Here is an 18998-nt window from a genome sequence, read left to right on the forward strand (position 1 = left end):
TTAGATTTACGAATTGTAAAGAATGGAAAAAATTATAAATTATTATGGTGAGACTTGCTAACTTAAGACAATCAAGCTATAATAGTAAAGGTAACTTTCAAAGGAGATTTTAAATGAAATTAGAACAATTTGATTTTTATTTACCAGAGGAGCTTATAGCACAAACACCTCTTTTAAAAAGAGATACTAGTAAGTTGCTTTGTGTAGATAGAAAAAGCAATACACATGATCACAAAGTTTTTTCAGATGTTATAGATTATTTCAATCCTGGGGATACTTTAGTGCTTAATAATACTCGCGTTATGCCGGCTCGTTTATATGGAGCGAAAAAAGATACGGGAGCTGCAATAGAAGTATTATTATTGAAAAATTTAGGGCATAATGATTGGGAATGTCTTGTGAAACCTGCTAAAAGAATAAAAGAAGGAAGTATCGTTTCTTTTGGTGATGGTGTAATGGAAGCAGTATGTACAAAAATCTTAGATGATGGATTTAGACATTTTGAATTCAAATATGAAGGGATTTTTCAAGAAAGATTAGATGAACTTGGAACTATGCCACTTCCTCCATATATTAAAGAGCGATTAACTGATAAAGAAAGATATCAAACAGTTTATTCAAAAGAGGTAGGAAGTTCAGCAGCACCAACTGCTGGGTTACATTTTACGAATGAATTATTAGAAAAAATAAAAGAAAAAGGTGTAAATATAGCTTATTTAACTCTTCATGTGGGATTAGGTACTTTTAGACCTGTTGCTGTAGAAAATATAGAAGATCATGATATGCATTCAGAATATTACACTTTGGATGAAAAAACAGCTGAAATAATAAATCAAACAAAAGAAAATGGTGGAAGAATTTTCTCTGTAGGTACAACCTCAACAAGAACACTGGAGACAATTGCTCGTGATAATAATGGTAAGATTGTTGCGGCATCTGGATGGACTAATATTTTTATTTATCCAGGATTTAAGTTTAAATGTGTTGATGGTCTAATTACAAACTTCCACTTACCGAAATCATCGTTAATAATGCTAGTAAGTGCGTTTTATGATAGAGAAAAAGTTATAGAGTTGTACAACATAGCAGTTGAAAACAAATATCGTTTCTTCAGTTTTGGAGATGCAATGATAATAATATAGTTATTGAAAGGAAAAATGTTATATGAGAGATGTAAAAGAAAATGCAGTTTGGTATGAACATATAAAAACTTGTAAACAATCTGGAGCAAGATTAGGTATTGTTCATACACCACATGGAAGTTTTGAAACTCCTGTATTTATGCCGGTTGGAACTCAAGCTACTGTTAAAGCGATGTCACCTGAAGAAGTGAAGGGAATGGGTGCAGATATTATTTTATCTAATACATACCATCTTTGGCTACGTCCCGGTGAGAAAATCGTTGAAAAAGCAGGCGGACTTCATAAATTTATGAATTGGGATGGAAGTATCCTAACAGACTCAGGAGGATTTCAAGTATTTTCTCTAAGTGAAATGAGAAAAATTGAGGAAGAGGGAGTTCATTTTAAAAATCATTTATCTGGAGAAAAACTATTTTTGTCACCAGAAAAAGCAATGCATATTCAAAATGCTCTAGGTTCTGATATTATGATGGCTTTTGATGAATGTCCAGATTATAATCATGATTATAAATATATTCGTCAGTCAGTAGAAAGAACAAGTCGTTGGGCAGAAAGATGTCTACAAGCGCATAAAAATCCTAAAACGCAAAGTATCTTTGGTATAGTTCAAGGAGCTGGATTTAATGATCTTCGTGAACAAAGTGCTAAAGATTTGGTAAGTATGGATTTTCCAGGGTATGCTATTGGGGGATTATCAGTAGGAGAACCTAAACATGAAATGTATAGAGTTTTAGAACATGTAACACCGTTATTGCCAGCTAATAAAGCTAGATATTTAATGGGGGTTGGATCACCTGATGCTCTATTTGAAGGAGTGTTAAGAGGGGTTGATATGTTTGATTGCGTATTGCCAACTCGTATAGCACGTAATGGTACTTGTATGACTTCTGCAGGTCGTGTAGTAGTAAAAAATGCTAAGTATGCAGAAGATTTTACACCACTTGATCCAGAATGTTCATGTTATTGTTGTAAAAACTATACAAAAGCCTATCTTCGTCATCTATTCAAAGCTGATGAGATTTTTGGAGCTAGACTAGCGACTACTCATAATATCCATTTCTTGATTAATATGATGAAAGACATTCGTCAAGCTATAAGAGAAGACAGATTATTAGACTTTAAAGAAGAATTCTTTGAAAAATATGGATTGAACCAAGAAAATCCTAAAAATTTCTAATTAATTATAAAAAAATAGTATAAAAGGTTTATTTTTTACTTACTATATAGTAGAATAAACATATATAAATAAATGGAGGTAAAACATGCAAGGTTCATATGTAAATATTATTATGATTGTATTCCTTTTTGGATTTATGTATTTCATGATAATTAGACCACAATCTAAAAGAAATAAAGAATTAAAGCTTCTTCAAGATTCATTAAAAGAAGGAGATAGAATTGTAACTTTCGCAGGGATTTACGGAGATATCGTAGAAGTAGGGACAGTAACAGTGAAAGTAAGAATTGCACCGAAAGTAGAAATCGAAATAGATCGTAATGCTATTCGTAGCTTAGTTGCAAAATAATAAAAGTGTAGAGTGGATTTGAGTATTGAATTTGTTCTTATCTTAAATTCCCATTAAAAAAGTCAAGAGATGCTAAAAATCAGTCTCTTGACTTTTTTATGTTATTTACTAAAAACGTTTTTCCATTCAGAACGTTTTTCTAAGAATTTTTTAGCTTCCATTTGAGCACCTTCTAAAGAGTGAGATGCAGCCCAACCACATTGAACCTCATTACAAGCTGGTACTTCAGTTGCTACTAGTACATCTTCAAGTGTTTTAGCAAGTGCTTCTTCTACTTCTTCGTAACTATCGTTATTAATAACTGATAGGTAGAAACCAGTTTGGCAACCCATAGGACCGAAATCTAATACATTATCAAGATGATTTCTGATTAGTTCAGCTATTAAATGTTCTAATGAGTGAAGATTAGGCATTTCTAAGTGTTCTTTATTCGGCTGACAAAATCTAATATCATATTTATAAATTTTATCACCATTATCACCAGAATATACACCAACTAATCTAATATATGGTGCAACAACTTTAGTGTGATCTAGGTTAAAACTTTCAACGTTCATTTTCTTTTCTGTCATCGATATATCTCCATTTCTGTAATTTAATTAGCAGATATAATTATACTATATTTTTGAAAAATATAAAATTAATAAGAATAAAAACTGATGCTCGTGCGAACATCAGTTTTAAAGTTCTAAAATTATTTTTCTAATGGAATAAGTTTATTCATTATTATTGCTACAATTGCTCCTACAGCAATAGGAGAACCTATTAAATATTGAAGCAACTGAGGCGCGCTAGTTTTTAGTTCTGCTGGAATAAATAATAATCCAATTGTGAACATTAAAGGTACTCCAATAATGTATAATTCTCTTTCAGAGAAATCTAGATTTTTAACAACTCTAAATCCGTTTAGTAGGATGATAATACATACTACTGAGAATACTCCGCCGATAACAGCAGAAGGAATTGAATTAATAATTGCAGAAAGTTTACCTAAGAATGATAATCCGATAAACCAGAATGAAGCCATTACAAATACTTTTCTACTAGCTACACCAGTAATAGAAATGATACCAGCATTTGTAGAATATCCTGTAACAGGTGTTGCACCTACAAGAGCTGCTGCTAGACATCCAATTCCTTCGCCGATAACTCCTTTATTTACTTGAGTATCGCTTAGAGGTTCATCTATAACTGAACTTACTGCATACCACGTACCAGTAGTTTCAGCTAAAAGAACCATATAGATTATTATCATTGTTATAATAGCAGAAATTTCAAAATGTATATTATAATCTAAAAATAGCAGTTTTGGCATTGAGAAAAAGCTAGCATCTTTAATCCCTTGAGTACTAAATCCGCCCATTAAGTATGCTGAAAATGTTCCAATACCTAATGCAATAATTACTGATGAAATTTGGAATATTCTTTTAAATCTATTAATGTAATTTCCCAGAGTAGAAAATAGTATTAAAGAAGCGGCTGTAATGAATGCTAATAATACATTTTGCTTCATAGTTAACCCGTTACCTTCAATGTAGATATTACTAACGAATGCCGAAGGAAGTAGAGTTAATCCCACTATCATAATTATTGTTCCACTAACAATAGAAGGAATATAATTTTTTACTATATATTTATAAATACCAGAATATCCAAGTAAGATTATTAATATTGCACCTACTATACTTGCACCAAGAACAGTTCCAAGATTTTTAGTTCCCATATATATACCAATAATAGCACCTAGTGGGATAAATGATGGACCTTGACAAACCGGTAATCTTAAGTAAAATAATACCTGAATTAATGATGCTATACCTGCACCAAGGAAAGTAGATTGAATAAGTCCAGTAGCATCACCAGGTGATAAAGCAAGCGCAGTTGCTAAAATGAAAGGTGGTACATAAACATCCATCGCTAGGACGTGCTGTAAACCTAAAATTAGTGATTGAGAAAATGGGATATTCTCTTCAACTCCAATAGTTAAATGTTTATTTTGTTTCGTCATAAAAACGTAGTCTCCTTAATTTAAATTATATGTTATTAATTTTTTTTTAGAATTTGTTTACCTTGAACCCAAACTTCTCTAATGTTTTCTGATGTAGAAAGATATAATATTTTTTGAAGAAGGTACTTATCTTCTTCATTATCTAAAAAATTAGGAAGTTTGTTGTTAGGTGAATTAATATCAATTACTTGGAAGTCACAAATGTAACCTTCTTTAAAAATACCTAAAGGTAATTTTAAAGCCTCACCACCACCTGTAGTGGCAAGATAAAAAGCTTCAAATACACTAACCCTTGCATTATTTGTTCCACGATTCTCAGCACTAAGTTTATTATCTACTCCATCATTTAGCATTCTGCTAGCCATAACTGAATGCTTAATATTGTCATAAAGACTAGGTGAGAATCCACCAGATATGTCAGTACCTAGGCAAATATTTAAACCTTGTTTTTTTAGTTGATTAACAGGAAACACTGCATTTGCAAAATATGAATTAGAAATAGGACAATGACAGACAGAAGATTTTTTCTTTTTGAAAATATCTGCATCGTCTGAGTCAATAAAATTTCCATGAGCCATAATTGATTTATCAGTAAGTAGACCAAATTGGTCTAAGACTTCTGAATCTCTTTTTCCGAAACGGTCTATAACAAAATTATGCTCCCAGTCACTTTCACTGCAGTGACTTTGAATATAACAATTATATTTTTTTGCTAACTTTCCTAGTTCAAGAAGTGCATTGTCAGTACAACTTGGAACAAAACGAGGAGTAATAACTGGATATACACCTTGAAATACATCTTTTGCAAGTGTTTGTACATCTATAATAAATTTTTCAGTATTTTCTATAGCTTCTTTTGTACTATTATCGCGATAAAAATCAGGATTCATAGTTTTATCATCCATAACTACTTTTCCGACGAACCCTCTTTGACCATAACTAGCACAAATTTTTGCTAATTCGAGCGTTGCTTCATTATGTATAGTACCAAAGTACATTGCTGAAGTAGTTCCATTAGCAAGTAATGTTTTTACTAAATCAGAATATACTTCTCGAGCGTAGTCTAGATCTTGATATTTAGATTCTAAAGGGAATGTGAAATTATTTAACCAATAACTTAATTCGTCATCCAATGCAAGACCAGCTTGTGGCCATTGTGGAGCATGAATATGTAAATCAATAAATCCAGGCAAAAGAATTTTATCTTTGAAATCAAAGAAGTGATTATCTTTGGAATGCTTATCTAGTAATTCGAGATAATTCTCATCATCCTGTCTAATAACTTTAGATATGATACCATCACTAGAAACAAATACTAGAGCCTGTTTTAAAAATTCAATACCTCCATATTCAGGGCTATGGAAAAAAGACGCTTTTATTACTTTTTTGTTATTCATATTTTTATTTCTCCTAAAGAATTTCCATAAATATAACACAAAAAACGAACGTTGTCAACAATAAAAAACTAATTTAAATTTTTATTTGTTAAAACACGAACGATAGTCTTGGATTTTAAATATTATAATTCGTAAAAAACGGGAGTGACTCGACAAAATTGTGATTTCAGAGAAATCGATTTTGTCGAGTCACTCCCGCAAAGTTTATTAGATATCTAAAAATCTTTCGTAAAGTGAGTTTAGATATCAATAATCACTGTGTTTATGAGTTCTTATATAAACTTTTTTAAAATTTAGGACTTTTAGGTCAGCACGTTTGAAATATTATTTTTACCTAAATTCTTTTCTTTCTTTTGATACTAGAGTTGCTACTCTTTCTTGAGCTGTTTCTAAATAGCCTTCACCATTTTTTAGTAAATCACAGATAATGTTTGCAATTTCTACAAAATCTTCTTCAACATATCCTTTAGTTGTCATAGCAGCAGCCCCTAAACGTAATCCACTAGTTTTCATTGGTGGTAATGTGTCAAATGGGATACCATTTTTATTACATGTGATTTTAGCTTTACTTAATAAGCTACTTGCATCGTGACCAGTTACGTTATAAGTAGAATATGTATCAATTAAACATAGGTGGTTATCACTACCGTTAGAAACAACAGGAATGTTATTTTCTTTGAAGGCTTCAACCATAGCTTTCATATTTTTAACTACTTGTTGTTGATATACTTTGAATTCTGGTTTAAGAGCCTCAGCAAAGCAAATTGCTTTTGCTGCTACTACATGTTCTAAAGGTCCTCCTTGTGCTCCAGGGAAAATCATTTTATTAATTTTAACTGCTATTTCTTCATTATTAGTAAGAATAATTCCACCACGAGGTCCTCTTAAAGTTTTGTGTGTAGTTGATGTAACAACATCAGCGTATGGTAATGGGTTTGGATGTAATCCTGCTGCAACAAGACCAGCGATATGAGCCATGTCAACCATTAAGTAAGCTCCGACTTCATCAGCAATTTCTCTAAATTTAGCAAAATCAATTACACGAGAGTATGCACTTGATCCAGCGATAATCATTTTTGGTTTGTGTTCTTTAGCAATACGGCGCACTTCATTGTAATCTATAAGATGAGTATCTTTATCTACACCATAAGAAACTGCATTGAACAGTTTGCCTGAAAAACTAACTTTACTACCATGAGTTAGGTGACCACCTGCATCCATACTCATACCTAAGACTGTTTCACCAGGTGTAAGTAAAGATAGGTATACGGCAATATTTGCACTTGATCCAGAGTGAGCTTGAACGTTAGCGAATTTTGCATCATAAAGCTCTTTTAATCTTTCGATTGCAAGTGTTTCAATCTCATCAACTACTTCGCAACCATCGTAATATCTTTTTCCAGGGTATCCTTCTGCATATTTATTAGTTAAAATACTTCCTGTTGCTTTTAGTATATCTTTAGAAACGAAGTTTTCGCTTGCTATAAGTTCGATATTAGTATCTTGTCTATGTTGTTCTTTTTCAATTAATTCAAAAATTTTATCCATGAGCGTACTCCTTTTATTGTATTAAAGTTAGAAATAAAGAAAAGTTATAGTTTTAAAAGTGTAACATAAGAAAAAATATACCTACATTAAAGACTATGTTAACTATAAAAAAAGATGTAATCACTAAAAAAATTAATAGTTTATGAAATTTCTTTATTCTATTTCATATAATAATAGCATAGTATTTTAAAAAAATAAACTAAAAAATGAAAAAAATAGTCGAAATAATTAAAAAATATCATAAAGTAGTAACAAAAAACGAATATTAAAATTTGTGATAGTAAAAATTCTTGAAAATTATTAACATAGGGAAATTTCTATTTCAAAAATTTAAAATAGATTAATATTGGGATGGGTGCTAAAGTGATGTAGCGAAGAAAACGAAAAATAGTAAAAAAATTATGGATTTTAATTAGTCTATACTTGAATTAGTAGAAATTATCTAATATTTATGCTATAATAATCTACGGAATACATCTGTATTACTATCGAACCAATTTTTAAGGAGAAAATTTTATATGCTTGTAGATAAACCATTAAAGCTGTTTTCATTGAATGCTAATATTCCATTGGCACAACAAGTAGCGAAGTCACTAGGAGTAGAACTAAGTAAATGTAGTGTGAAAAAATTTAGTGACGGAGAGGTTTCAATTAATATAGAGGAAAGTGTACGTGGATCTGAAGTATTCGTACTACAATCTACTAGTGGTCCTGTAAATGACAATTTAATGACTTTATTGATTATGATAGATGCACTTAAACGTGCTTCAGTGGACACTATTAACGTTGTGATTCCTTATTACGGATATGCACGTCAAGATAGAAAAGCAAGAAGTCGTGAACCTATTACAGCTAAATTAGTAGCTAACTTATTAGAAGTAGCAGGAGCAGATCGTGTAATTGCATTAGATCTTCATGCACTTCAAATCCAAGGGTTCTTTGATATTCCTGTGGATCATCTTATGGCCGTGCCAATTATTGCAAAATACTTTAAAGAAAAACTTCCTGATATGGAAGAAGTTGTTGTTGTATCACCAGATCACGGTGGTGTAACTCGTGCTAGAAAATTAGCCGATGCTTTAAATACACCAATCGCAATTATCGATAAGAGAAGACCAAAACCGAATGTTGCTGAAGTTATGAATATTGTAGGTAATATTGAAGGAAAAACTTGTATCCTTATAGATGATATTATTGATACAGCAGGAACTATTACTTTAGGAGCACAAGCGCTTAAAGATAGAGGAGCAAAAGAAGTATATGCAAGTTGCTCGCATGCTGTATTAAGTGGACAAGCATTAGATAGAATCGAAAATTCTCCAATTAAAGAATTAGTGTATGCTAACACAATTGATATACCAGAAGAGAAAAAACTAGATAAAATGGTGCCGTTATGTGTAGGTGATTTAATTGCTAAGGCTATTTATAAAATCCACAATAACGAACCAGTAAGTGTTCTTTTTGAATAATAATTTTTAAATAAAAATTTAAAGAAGGCAGCGGTGTCCGTTGTCTTCTTTAAGTCATGCATTCGATAGTAAATAAATAAAGTGAGGATAACTTATGAAATTGATAGTTGGATTAGGAAATCCAGGGAAACAATATGAAAATACAAGACATAATATAGGATTTATGATTCTTGATGAACTTGCAAAATCATGGAATGTAAGTTTTGACAAAACGAAATTTAATGCAGAATACGCTATGACTTATCATAACGGAATTAAATATTTGTTGATTAAACCTACAACATATATGAATCTTTCAGGTGAAGCAGTAGGGAAGTTTTATGATTATTTTGAGATTGATATAGAAGACATCTTAGTAATTTACGATGATTTAGATACGAAAACTGCAAATTTTAAACTAAAAGCAAAAGGAAGTAGCGGGGGACATAACGGAATTAAGAGCATTATAAGTCATTTAGGAACTGAAAAGTTTAATAGACTTAAAATTGGAATCGATAGACCTACTCCTCCTATGAAAGTAGTTGACTATGTACTGGGTAGATTTTCAAAAGATGAGATGAATGAAATTGAAAAAATTTATTCTAAAAGTGTAAATTGTATTGAAGACTTCTCAAAAATGAGTTTCGTAGATTTAATGAATAAATATAATTAAAGCAACCGCAGCATTAGGGGATAAGAAAGCCTCTCTGCTGCTATTTGTTGTAGAAAGGAGCGTAAATGATAAAAGATAATCTTTTGAAAATTGTAGATTTACAATTCGAGAAAAAGTATAAAAATATAGGAATTTATGGACAAAATTTAACAACACGTGCTTTGGAAATATATAATGAATATAAACAGAGTAATAACACTGTTGTAGTTTTATCTCAGAGTAAAGCAGAAGCTGAAGAATTATTTACAATATTAAATGATTTCGAAGAAGAAACATACATTTATCCAGAAATTGACATATTAAAACGTCATACTTCTAAGAGTAATGATTTAGTTCAAAATTCAATAAAAGTTCTTGAAAACTTGGTGAATAATATACACAGTATAATTATTATTTCTATAGAAGCTATTTATAGAACTGTGAAGAATCCTAGCGATTTTAAGAATAATAGCTTTGAAATTAGTGAAGAGACTGTTATTAATTTTGAAGAATTGCAGAGAAAACTCGTAAATATGGGTTATCGTAGAGTTGAGAGTGTTGATGTAGTAGGAGAATTTTCAAAAAGAGGGAGTATAGTCGATATTTTTAGCCCACTAAATGATAAGCCTATTAGATTGGATTTCTTTGATGATGAGCTTGATAGTATGAGAACCTTCGATGAAATCACACAAAGATCGCTTGATAAAATTAATAGTACTGTTATTTATCCTACAAGTGATTTTTTCCTAACTTCTGAGGAGAAAGATATAGTCGTTGAAAAAATACTGGCTAAACTAAATGATAAGAAGTTAAAAGAAGATATAAATTATCAAGAAATTAGTACATATTATCAAGAAATTAGTACATACCTACAAGAAAAAATAGAAATCTATAAAGCTACTGGTGATTTTAGTGACTTAGAGAGTTTTTCAAATTTAATTTATGAAAATTCGTTTAGTATTGCAGATTATTTAACAGATGATACTATTATCTTCTATGATAATTATCATAAGATCCTAGAAAAGATAGAAGGCTTAAGGGAGTACTTTTTAACGAGCTTGCAGGAGATGAATAGAAGTTATATTTATCAAGATGTGATAGATAATATAGCATTTGAAAAGATTCAAAACTTAGATACAAGAAAATACTATTTATCTAATTTAAAATTAAATGATAAAATTATCGAGAAAAACTATAACTTAGATATAATTGATCTGGCATATTACTCAAGTGAAGAATACTTAGCTAAAGAAATCAAGGAAAAAATAACGGATAATTATAAGGTAATAATTTCATTAAATACTCAAAAGCAAAGAGATTATATTGAAAAAGTTCTTTTTGACAATTATTTTTATGATGATATTTACTACGGTGTTAAAGAAGGAAAAATTTTTATTGATGTAAATAAATATCACTTTAAAGGGTTAGAGGATAGAAAGAATAAAATATTTCTATTAACACCGCGTGAACTGTTTACAGAAGAAGAGAGAAAGAAACGACGCGTAAAATTTAAATATACTAACTCAGAAAAAATACGAAATTATCAAGAATTAAATGTTGGTGATTATATTGTCCATGTTAGCCATGGGATTGGACTTTATGAAGGTATAGAGAATGTTGAAGTAGGAGGAGTGTATAAAGACTTCTTAAAAATCGTCTATGATGGTGGAGATATTATTTATGTGGATATAAATAATATGAACTATATTCAAAAATATACCGCTTCTACTGACAATAGAAAACCAGCGCTAAACAAACTTGGTACAAAAAATTGGCAAAAGACTAAGAACAAGGTTCGTAAAGAAATCGAAGATATCTCTGAAGACTTGATTAAACTGTATATTAAACGTGAGTTGAGTTTGGGATATGCTTATAGTCTTGACGGTAGTATGCAAGCTGAGTTTGAAGCAGACTTCTCGTTTATTCCAACAGAAGATCAGGTGAAAGCTACTGAAGAAATCAAAAGAGATATGGAAAAAGAACGTCCTATGGATAGACTTCTATGCGGAGATGTTGGATTTGGTAAAACCGAAGTTGCTATGAGGGTTGCATTCAAAGCTGTTACTGATAATAAGCAAGTCGCTGTTTTAGTGCCGACAACGCTATTAGCCGAACAACACTATGACAATTTTGTAAGTAGATTTGCTAACTTCCCAGTTAATATAGAAGTAGTAAGTAGGTTTAAATCTGCAAAAGATATTACCGAAATTTGTAAGAAACTTGAAGAAGGTAAGATTGATATAATTGTTGGTACTCATAAGTTATTAAATGATAAATTTAAATATAAAGATTTAGGGCTACTGATAATAGATGAAGAACAACGTTTCGGAGTAAAACATAAAGAAAAAATTAAACATCTTAAAAATACAGTAGATGTACTTACACTTAGTGCAACTCCTATACCAAGAACATTGCATATGAGTCTAATAGGGATTAGGGACTTATCAGTAATAGAGACTCCTCCTAGAGAACGTCAGCCTATTCAAACCTTTGTAACTGCACAAAACAAAATGGTTATCAAAGAAGCCGTTATGAATGAGGTTAACCGTGGAGGACAGGTATTCTATGTTTATAATAGGGTAGAGACAATTGACGAAAAATACTTAGAACTAAAACGATTATTGCCTGATATCAATATCGCTTATGCCCATGGTAGAATGAGCCAAAGGGAACTAGAGAACATTATGTCAGATGTTATCGATAGAAAATATGATATGTTAATATCGACGACAATAATAGAAACGGGTATTGATATTTCAAATGTAAATACTTTAATAGTAGAAGATGCTGATCGTTTTGGATTAAGTCAATTGTATCAACTTCGTGGACGAGTTGGACGAAGCAGTAGAGAAGCCTATGCGTATCTAATGTATGAACCCTTTAAATCATTAACAGAAAACTCGGAGAAAAGATTATCAGCGATTAAAAACTTTACTTCTTTAGGAAGCGGATTTAAGATTGCCATGCAAGATTTATCAATTCGTGGAGCAGGTGATGTTCTAGGTGGTAGACAACATGGATTCATCGATTCGGTAGGTTATACATTATATTCTCAAATGTTAGAACAAGAAATTCAAGCCAAAAAAGGAATTTTAGAACCGTTATTAGAAAAAGATAGAACTCAAGATGTGAGTTATTATGAAAATATAATCAAAGAAGCTGCTCCGAAAATTAAAAAAGATATTTTTGAAGTTGAGACTGATGACTTAGAGATTAAACTTAATGTAGATGCCTTTATTCCAAAAGAGTATATCTCTAGTGATGCAGATAAAATAGATTTCTATAAGAGATTAAATAACGTTGTGAGTGATGAAGAAATAGAAAGTATCGTTGAAGATTTAATAGATAGATTCTCTGATTTTGGAGAAGAAGTAAATAATTTAGTAGATATTTGTTATTTAAAAGTTATGGCAAAAAACACGATGGTTACTAGTGTAAAAGAATTAGCGAATAAGGTAGTTATAACATTTGATAAAAAAATTATGAATAATCTAAAAGGAAAAGAATTATTTACAGTATTAACTCCTCATAAAGATACTCGTATCATTGCAAAGGATGGATTTTTCCTTGAGATTGATAAAAAAGAAAGATACAGCATCAGGCGAATTAGAGAAATGTTAGCTATTGTGAATAATAATTTGGAGGTAAATCATGAATAAAAATAGATGTCATTGGGCGAAAGCTCCCTTAGATATTGAATATCATGATAATGAATGGGGCAGAGAAACCCATGATGAACAGATGTTATTCGAATATTTAGTATTAGAAGGTATGCAAGCAGGATTAAGCTGGTCGTTAATATTAAAAAAACGTAAAAACTTTAAACGAGCTTTTGATAATTTTGATTATAATGTTTGTGCAAATTATACCGATGAATATTTAGAATCATTAAGGGAAGATGAGAGTATAATAAGGAATAAGTTGAAAATCTATTCAGTTAGAAAAAATGCTCTTGCATTTATCAAAGTACAAAAAGAATTTGGAAGTTTTGATAAGTATATCTGGGGGTTTACAGATTATAAAAAAATTAATAATAAGTTAGAAAGCTACAAAGATGCACTTAGTGAATCTGATTTGTCTATCAAGATAAGTAAGGATATGAAGAAGAGAGGATTTAACTTTGTAGGAAGTACCATCATTTATAGTTATATGCAAGCTATTGGTATGATAAATGACCATGAAAAAAGTTGTTTTTGTTATGAAGATTGCTGCTAATAAATGAGATTAAATAGATTCAAAGGACAGTATTACTAATAGCGCATATATTCAAATTCAGATATAACTTTACTTTGTAAGAAATAACGTCTATAATATATAAGAATGTTTAATTTTAAGATAGGATTTTATAAATGGATAAGAGAACTGTTAAAATTGAAGAAATAAAAGACAATGAGGTCTTTGTTAATATATTTTTAGAAGAAATAAAAAAAATACAAGAGATTCCTAAAATGCCAAAGTGTGAGTTCCTACATATTGGTGCGACGAGTACTACACAGGTATTAGGAGAGGAAATTGTAGATATGCTTGTTGTTGTTGAGAATTTACACGAGATAACAACGTTTGATGAAAAAAGGTTAAATAATATAGGTTATCATAGAATAGCTCATAATGGAATAAAAGGTGTAATTAAGTACGCGAGAATAATCGATTATTTAACAATGAGCTATGATGTAGTGTTAAATGTAGTCCAACGCGATACAGAAATACATAAAGATTTTATAAAAGTTAGAGAAGTTTTTAATAATGAAGATTTAAAAAATGACTATAATTCATTTAAAAAGAATAATAGAGAACTTTCATTTAAAGATTATTCAGTGCAAAAAGTAATATTTATAAATGAAATGTTAAAAAGGATTGAAAACAATGATTAAGACAAAAAAAATTGAGGAGATTCTTCAAAGTAGTGAAGTACTGTATAATGAACCTCTAAGAAATTATAGCTTCACAAGAACTGGTGGAAATGCCGAAGTATTAGTGAAAATAACAAATGAAGAAGATTTGCAAAATGTTATATCTTATAGTTATGAGAATAATATTGAATTAACTATACTAGGTAATGGTTCAAATGTATTAATTTCTGATAACGGAATTAGCGGAATTGTTGCTCTGACTAGTGACATGAATAATATTGAATTATTAGATGGTGATATTATTTCTTGTTATGCTGGATTAACACTAAAAGAACTTGCTGATTTTTGTATAGAAAATAGCCTAACAAATCTTGAATTTTCATGTGGTATTCCAGGAAGCGTAGGTGGGGCAATCTTCATGAATGCTGGTGCATACGGTGGTGAGATGAAAGAAGTTGTTCAAAAAGTAGAGGTCTTCACTAAAAATGGTGAAAAGAAAATCTATACTAATGAACAGATGGAATTCTCATATAGACATTCTGTAATACAAGAAACTAAGGAAATTATTTCTAGAGTATATTTCCAAATGAAAAAAGGAAACAAAGAAGAAATCATTTCTAAAGTTGATGAATTGAATAAAATGCGTTCAGATAAACAACCTTTAGAATACCCCTCATGTGGATCTGTATTTAAAAGACCAGAAGGCTACTTTGCAGGGAAACTAATTCAAGATGCAGGATTGCAAGGCTTAACTGTAGGAGGAGTGCAAGTTTCAAAAAAACACGCTGGGTTTATGGTTAATATAAATTCTGCAACGTGTGAAGATTATAAAAACTTAATTAAAGAAGTTCAGAAAAAAGTTTTAGAAGATTCAGGTGTTGAGCTTGAATGCGAAGTAAAAATATTAGGTGAGTAAAAAAGGAGTGACTCGACAAAATCATGATTTCTTAAGAAACAAGATTATGTTGAGTCATGCCCTTTTTTTTGTTATTCTATTTGGTCTTATTTATAGAAATTATCAATGAAAATGAATTAAATGCTCATTAATAAAGTCTTCTTATTAGAATTTATATTTGAAAACTTATTTTTGTTTTACTATAATCCAGTAGCCATCACGTTTTGAGCCAATTCTTTTTATTATATTTTTCTCTTGTAATGAGTTAAATGCTCTTTCTATTGTTCTTGTTGTTACTTCTATTTGTTCTGAAAGTTCGGCTGATGTTGAATTTGGATTTTCTATTAAAATTTCTATAACTTTCTTTTCTGTTTTATTTAAAGCGACATTCAAACCGACATTCAAACCGACATTCAAACCGACATTCAAACCGACATTTTTGTTTTCAATTTGACTGATTATCTCTTTTTCAAAAGGAATAGTACATCTGATATAGTTATTTTGAATTTCAAAAACATCTTTTCCATATTTTTCTACAATAGTTGGAATACCGTGTCCGGTGTGCTCGGTCAGTCCCATATTTAAAAATATTCTCATTAGTGTAGCATTCCTTGGTTTACTTATTCCATCAAAAAATTGTTTTTTTGTCATTCCGCTGAGAAGTCCTCCATGAGAAAGTATTTCAAGTCTATCGTGGAACATTGAAACCTGTGGCTCTGTAATTGTCCAATCATTATGAACTAGGGCGTTAAGAAGTGCCTCATTAACACAGTCAAAGTCAAACAGGAACGTGTCTTTTCTTGGGCGAATTGTTGTATCGGAAAAACATATATTTTCTGATTGTAACCTGTTTTTTATTTTACTGTAGGTTGTTAAGATACAGCCATAGCCGTAATCACTTCTTTCAGAGATAGATGCTTTATTTTTTCCATTAAATTTAGCAAAAATAAATGGAATATTGTTTTTATCAGATAATAATTCTGCAAGTAAATTATATTCTCCAGCTTTATTTTTCAAGTTTAAATTGGTTTCATATGATTTCTCATCTAGATGATAGCCTCTTTCAGAATAATATATCTTGAGTTCTCTAAATGATAAATTATGTGAATTTGAACTTTTTTTTAGCATATATTCACTATCTAAAAATTTCTTCTCGTATCTAAAGTTAATTTGCTCAAGAGTCATCTCTTTACATGTCGTACCTATTCTTATGCTACAACCCGTTGAAGAAAATCCATATTTCTTTTGACAATAAATATGATTCCTTCCTTTATTTATGATAATCGCAATAATATTTTTCTTTTCAATATTTCTAAGTTCTGTATTGATCTCGTCTTGAGGATTTGGTTCTATTTGACCTGTAATAATATCGGATATTTTCTTAAGAATATCATCTGTCTTTTCAATGCCAATTACAGTACCATTGTCTTTTATACCAATAAGAATTGTTCCACCATTACTATTGAGGAAAGATACAATTTCTTTAGTAATTGTATCAGTATATTTTTCTTTCAATTCTAGAGTCTCTGATTCAATATATTTATTCATTTCAGTCCTCCTTTAATATAAGTATTGAATTTTGTTGTTTCGTAAGTATTCTTTCTTTATTATTAGGTTTTAAGAAGTGATAGTTATAGGGAAAGTATTATTTTCTAAAATAAAGTTATATTATCTCTCCCTTTTTTTATTTCAAATTATCTATAAATTTTTTATATTGAGCTAAATTTTGCTCATTTTTATTATTTGTTTTTGGAGTATAGAATGTTCGTCCTATTAAATTATCTGGAAGATATTGTTGTTTAATATAACCAGTTGGATGACTGTGTGGATATTGATAGCCAACACCGCGATTTAATTTATCGGCTCCGTAATAATGTGCATCTCTCAAGTGGTCAGGAATTATGAATTTTGGATTTGTTTTAGTTTCGTGCAGTGCATTGTCGATTGCCATATAAGCACTATTAGATTTTAACGAAAGTGCTAGTTGGATAACCGCATTAGCCAAAGGTATTCTTGCTTCAGGTAGTCCAAGCATCTTCGCACTTTCAATAGCTGCATGAACAAAAGGTCCAATATTTGGATTAGCTAGACCGATATCTTCATAAGCTATAACACTCATTCTTCTATATATAGTGTCTAAATCACCACTATCTATCAGCAATGCTAAGTAATATAGTGATGCATCAACATCACTTCCACGAATAGACTTTTGAAAGGCACTAATAATATCATAAAAAGCATCACCATCTTTATCATAGGACTTGAATTTTCCTAGGGATAAGTTTAATAGCTTCTCTTTTGTAATAATTTCACCTTCATTTGATAAATTATATAAAATTTCAAAAGTATTTAGTGAGAATCTCAAATCTCCGGAAGAGTTAAGTGCAATTGTTTTAAACACATCATCCTCGATTGATAATTCTTTAGGGAATATTTCTTTATTTTTTGCTATTTTTTTTAGATATTCATAAATATCATTATTGGAAACTTGTTGTAATTCAAAAATAATTAAACGTGATCTGATCGCAGGATTTACCGTATGATAAGGGTTATTGGTTGTACATCCAATAACGTATATATTATCAAATTCGATTTCTGGAAGAAGTATATCTTGCATAGGTTTTGTTAATCTATGAAATTCATCAAGAAGTAAAATAACTTTTTTAAATCTTTTCGATTCCTCTATTACAGCAGTTAAGTCCTTTTTTGTACAATTTACAGCATTTAATATTTTAAATTTATAGTCTAGTTCATTAGCCAAAGCATTAGCTATTGAAGTTTTTCCTGTTCCAGGGGGTCCATATAATATGAAAGAAAACATTTTTTTGCTTTCTACTATTTTAGTAAGAACTTTTCCATCTCCAATTAAATGATGTTGTCCGATTATGTCGTTAATTTTAGTAGGGCGTAATCTATTGATAAGGGTTTCCATGGTACCTCCTTTAAAATTTTATTATCTAATGTTAATTATATCACAATTGAGAAGGTTGTTGTTAGAAAGTTTAACTAGGAGTGAGTGTAGAAGAAAATAATAAAATTTTACATAAGTTAAAATTTATGGTAAAATAAATTAATCACGTTTAGGGGATGTTTAGGATTCGACAGGGATGCTAGTCTTCTTGGTGGCATGTAGGAGGGTTGTCTTCTTTAACAACACATCAGTTAAATATAACTGGCGAAAAAACAAATTACGCTTTAGCAGCTTAATAAGCTAAAGGCTGATTACTTTGTTTGACTGTGACAAAGCTAATCGGTTCATTCTTAGCAGTCTACGATTTTTTTCTTCCGTTTGTAGAAAAAAGTAAGAGATTAATCAAACTCGTTTTTCATTGCCTGTTTATCGGCTTAAGTGGAGAATTAAATTCAATAGGTAAACTAAACATGTAGAGGCTAAGGGGAGGTGTTTTTGGACGCGGGTTCAAATCCCGCCATCTCCATTCAATTAGAAGTATACCATTTTGGTATGCTTTTTTTATTGGTTGTATACTAAATCCGGGGCATGGAAAAAATTCCAGCCCCGGATTTCAATTTT

Annotated in this window: 15 protein-coding genes and 1 other RNA gene; 10 read left to right on the forward strand and 6 right to left on the reverse strand. The window is 30.4% G+C overall.

From position 1 onward, the window contains the following. Positions 1–113 precede the first annotated feature (113 nt). The 3 genes from queA to yajC all read left to right on the forward strand — a co-directional run bounded on the left by queA (position 114) and on the right by yajC (position 2668). Complete coding sequence (queA, locus tag RWS90_RS00375) at positions 114–1142, forward strand: tRNA preQ1(34) S-adenosylmethionine ribosyltransferase-isomerase QueA (RefSeq protein WP_314547916.1); 1029 nt, start codon at positions 114–116, stop codon at positions 1140–1142. A gap of 22 nt (positions 1143–1164) precedes the next feature. Then, positions 1165–2319 (forward strand): tRNA guanosine(34) transglycosylase Tgt, encoded by a 1155-nt coding sequence (tgt, locus tag RWS90_RS00380; protein ID WP_314547917.1) that lies wholly within the window; start codon positions 1165–1167, stop codon positions 2317–2319. Between the two features lie 85 nt (positions 2320–2404). Then, positions 2405–2668, forward strand: coding sequence for a preprotein translocase subunit YajC (gene yajC / locus RWS90_RS00385; protein ID WP_314085428.1), 264 nt, complete (start codon positions 2405–2407; stop codon positions 2666–2668). A gap of 101 nt (positions 2669–2769) precedes the next feature. Here the strand turns inward: yajC and RWS90_RS00390 are convergent, their stop codons facing one another. From RWS90_RS00390 to glyA, 4 genes are all read right to left on the reverse strand, one after another. Continuing rightward, a complete protein-coding gene (locus RWS90_RS00390; protein WP_048802077.1) occupies positions 2770–3240 on the reverse strand; it encodes an S-ribosylhomocysteine lyase in 471 nt (156 codons plus the stop codon). A 122-nt stretch (positions 3241–3362) separates the two neighbouring features. Next, positions 3363–4676, reverse strand: a complete 1314-nt coding sequence (locus RWS90_RS00395) for a solute carrier family 23 protein (RefSeq protein ID WP_314547918.1) — start codon at positions 4674–4676, stop codon at positions 3363–3365. Between the two features lie 35 nt (positions 4677–4711). After that, positions 4712–6073 (reverse strand): guanine deaminase, encoded by a 1362-nt coding sequence (guaD, locus tag RWS90_RS00400; RefSeq protein ID WP_314547919.1) that lies wholly within the window; start codon positions 6071–6073, stop codon positions 4712–4714. A gap of 330 nt (positions 6074–6403) precedes the next feature. Then, a complete protein-coding gene (gene glyA / locus RWS90_RS00405) occupies positions 6404–7621 on the reverse strand; it encodes a serine hydroxymethyltransferase (protein ID WP_314547920.1) in 1218 nt (405 codons plus the stop codon). A gap of 518 nt (positions 7622–8139) precedes the next feature. Here glyA and RWS90_RS00410 point away from each other — a divergent pair. The 6 genes from RWS90_RS00410 (at position 8140) to murB (ending at position 15487) form a co-directional block, all read left to right on the forward strand. Further along, positions 8140–9090, forward strand: coding sequence for a ribose-phosphate diphosphokinase (locus RWS90_RS00410; protein WP_314547921.1), 951 nt, complete (start codon positions 8140–8142; stop codon positions 9088–9090). Between the two features lie 94 nt (positions 9091–9184). Then, a complete protein-coding gene (gene pth / locus RWS90_RS00415; protein WP_314547922.1) occupies positions 9185–9742 on the forward strand; it encodes an aminoacyl-tRNA hydrolase in 558 nt (185 codons plus the stop codon). 65 nt (positions 9743–9807) lie between these two features. Further along, on the forward strand, positions 9808–13380 hold the full coding sequence (gene mfd, locus RWS90_RS00420) for a transcription-repair coupling factor (protein WP_314547923.1): 3573 nt from the start codon (positions 9808–9810) through the stop codon (positions 13378–13380). Further along, on the forward strand, positions 13373–13936 hold the full coding sequence (locus RWS90_RS00425) for a DNA-3-methyladenine glycosylase I (RefSeq protein WP_314547924.1): 564 nt from the start codon (positions 13373–13375) through the stop codon (positions 13934–13936). Before mfd ends, RWS90_RS00425 begins: the two co-directional genes overlap by 8 nt. A 134-nt stretch (positions 13937–14070) precedes the next feature. Next, on the forward strand, positions 14071–14592 hold the full coding sequence (locus RWS90_RS00430; protein WP_314547925.1) for a GrpB family protein: 522 nt from the start codon (positions 14071–14073) through the stop codon (positions 14590–14592). Next, positions 14585–15487, forward strand: coding sequence for a UDP-N-acetylmuramate dehydrogenase (gene murB / locus RWS90_RS00435; protein ID WP_314547926.1), 903 nt, complete (start codon positions 14585–14587; stop codon positions 15485–15487). Before RWS90_RS00430 ends, murB begins: the two co-directional genes overlap by 8 nt. A gap of 165 nt (positions 15488–15652) precedes the next feature. Here murB and RWS90_RS00440 read toward each other — a convergent pair whose 3' ends face one another. Further along, positions 15653–17014 carry an RNA-binding domain-containing protein gene (locus RWS90_RS00440; protein ID WP_314547927.1) on the reverse strand — a complete coding sequence of 454 codons (1362 nt, stop codon included), beginning with the start codon at positions 17012–17014 and terminating at the stop codon, positions 15653–15655. Positions 17015–17150: 136 nt separating this feature from the next. Further along, positions 17151–18398: a replication-associated recombination protein A gene (locus RWS90_RS00445; protein ID WP_314547928.1), complete on the reverse strand. Its 1248-nt coding sequence runs from the start codon at positions 18396–18398 to the stop codon at positions 17151–17153. Between the two features lie 151 nt (positions 18399–18549). On the opposite strand from RWS90_RS00445, the gene ssrA reads away from it, so the two are divergent. Continuing rightward, positions 18550–18906, forward strand: a transfer-messenger RNA (tmRNA) gene (gene ssrA, locus RWS90_RS00450). Positions 18907–18998: the final 92 nt, after the last annotated feature.

The sequence above is a fragment of the uncultured Gemella sp. genome, assembly GCF_963529685.1.
In the GTDB taxonomy this organism is placed as follows: domain Bacteria; phylum Bacillota; class Bacilli; order Staphylococcales; family Gemellaceae; genus Gemella.

What these genes read in the sequence shown, in the direction of transcription:
- queA (WP_314547916.1), top strand. Translation starts at nt 114, where the DNA reads ATGAAATTAGAACAATTTGATTTTTATTTACCAGAGGAGCTTATAGCA.
- tgt (WP_314547917.1), top strand. Translation starts at nt 1,165, where the DNA reads ATGAGAGATGTAAAAGAAAATGCAGTTTGGTATGAACATATAAAAACT.
- yajC (WP_314085428.1), top strand. Translation starts at nt 2,405, where the DNA reads ATGCAAGGTTCATATGTAAATATTATTATGATTGTATTCCTTTTTGGA.
- RWS90_RS00390 (WP_048802077.1), bottom strand. Translation starts at nt 3,240, where the DNA reads ATGACAGAAAAGAAAATGAACGTTGAAAGTTTTAACCTAGATCACACT.
- RWS90_RS00395 (WP_314547918.1), bottom strand. Translation starts at nt 4,676, where the DNA reads ATGACGAAACAAAATAAACATTTAACTATTGGAGTTGAAGAGAATATC.
- guaD (WP_314547919.1), bottom strand. Translation starts at nt 6,073, where the DNA reads ATGAATAACAAAAAAGTAATAAAAGCGTCTTTTTTCCATAGCCCTGAA.
- glyA (WP_314547920.1), bottom strand. Translation starts at nt 7,621, where the DNA reads ATGGATAAAATTTTTGAATTAATTGAAAAAGAACAACATAGACAAGAT.
- RWS90_RS00410 (WP_314547921.1), top strand. Translation starts at nt 8,140, where the DNA reads ATGCTTGTAGATAAACCATTAAAGCTGTTTTCATTGAATGCTAATATT.
- pth (WP_314547922.1), top strand. Translation starts at nt 9,185, where the DNA reads ATGAAATTGATAGTTGGATTAGGAAATCCAGGGAAACAATATGAAAAT.
- mfd (WP_314547923.1), top strand. Translation starts at nt 9,808, where the DNA reads ATGATAAAAGATAATCTTTTGAAAATTGTAGATTTACAATTCGAGAAA.
- RWS90_RS00425 (WP_314547924.1), top strand. Translation starts at nt 13,373, where the DNA reads ATGAATAAAAATAGATGTCATTGGGCGAAAGCTCCCTTAGATATTGAA.
- RWS90_RS00430 (WP_314547925.1), top strand. Translation starts at nt 14,071, where the DNA reads ATGGATAAGAGAACTGTTAAAATTGAAGAAATAAAAGACAATGAGGTC.
- murB (WP_314547926.1), top strand. Translation starts at nt 14,585, where the DNA reads ATGATTAAGACAAAAAAAATTGAGGAGATTCTTCAAAGTAGTGAAGTA.
- RWS90_RS00440 (WP_314547927.1), bottom strand. Translation starts at nt 17,014, where the DNA reads ATGAATAAATATATTGAATCAGAGACTCTAGAATTGAAAGAAAAATAT.
- RWS90_RS00445 (WP_314547928.1), bottom strand. Translation starts at nt 18,398, where the DNA reads ATGGAAACCCTTATCAATAGATTACGCCCTACTAAAATTAACGACATA.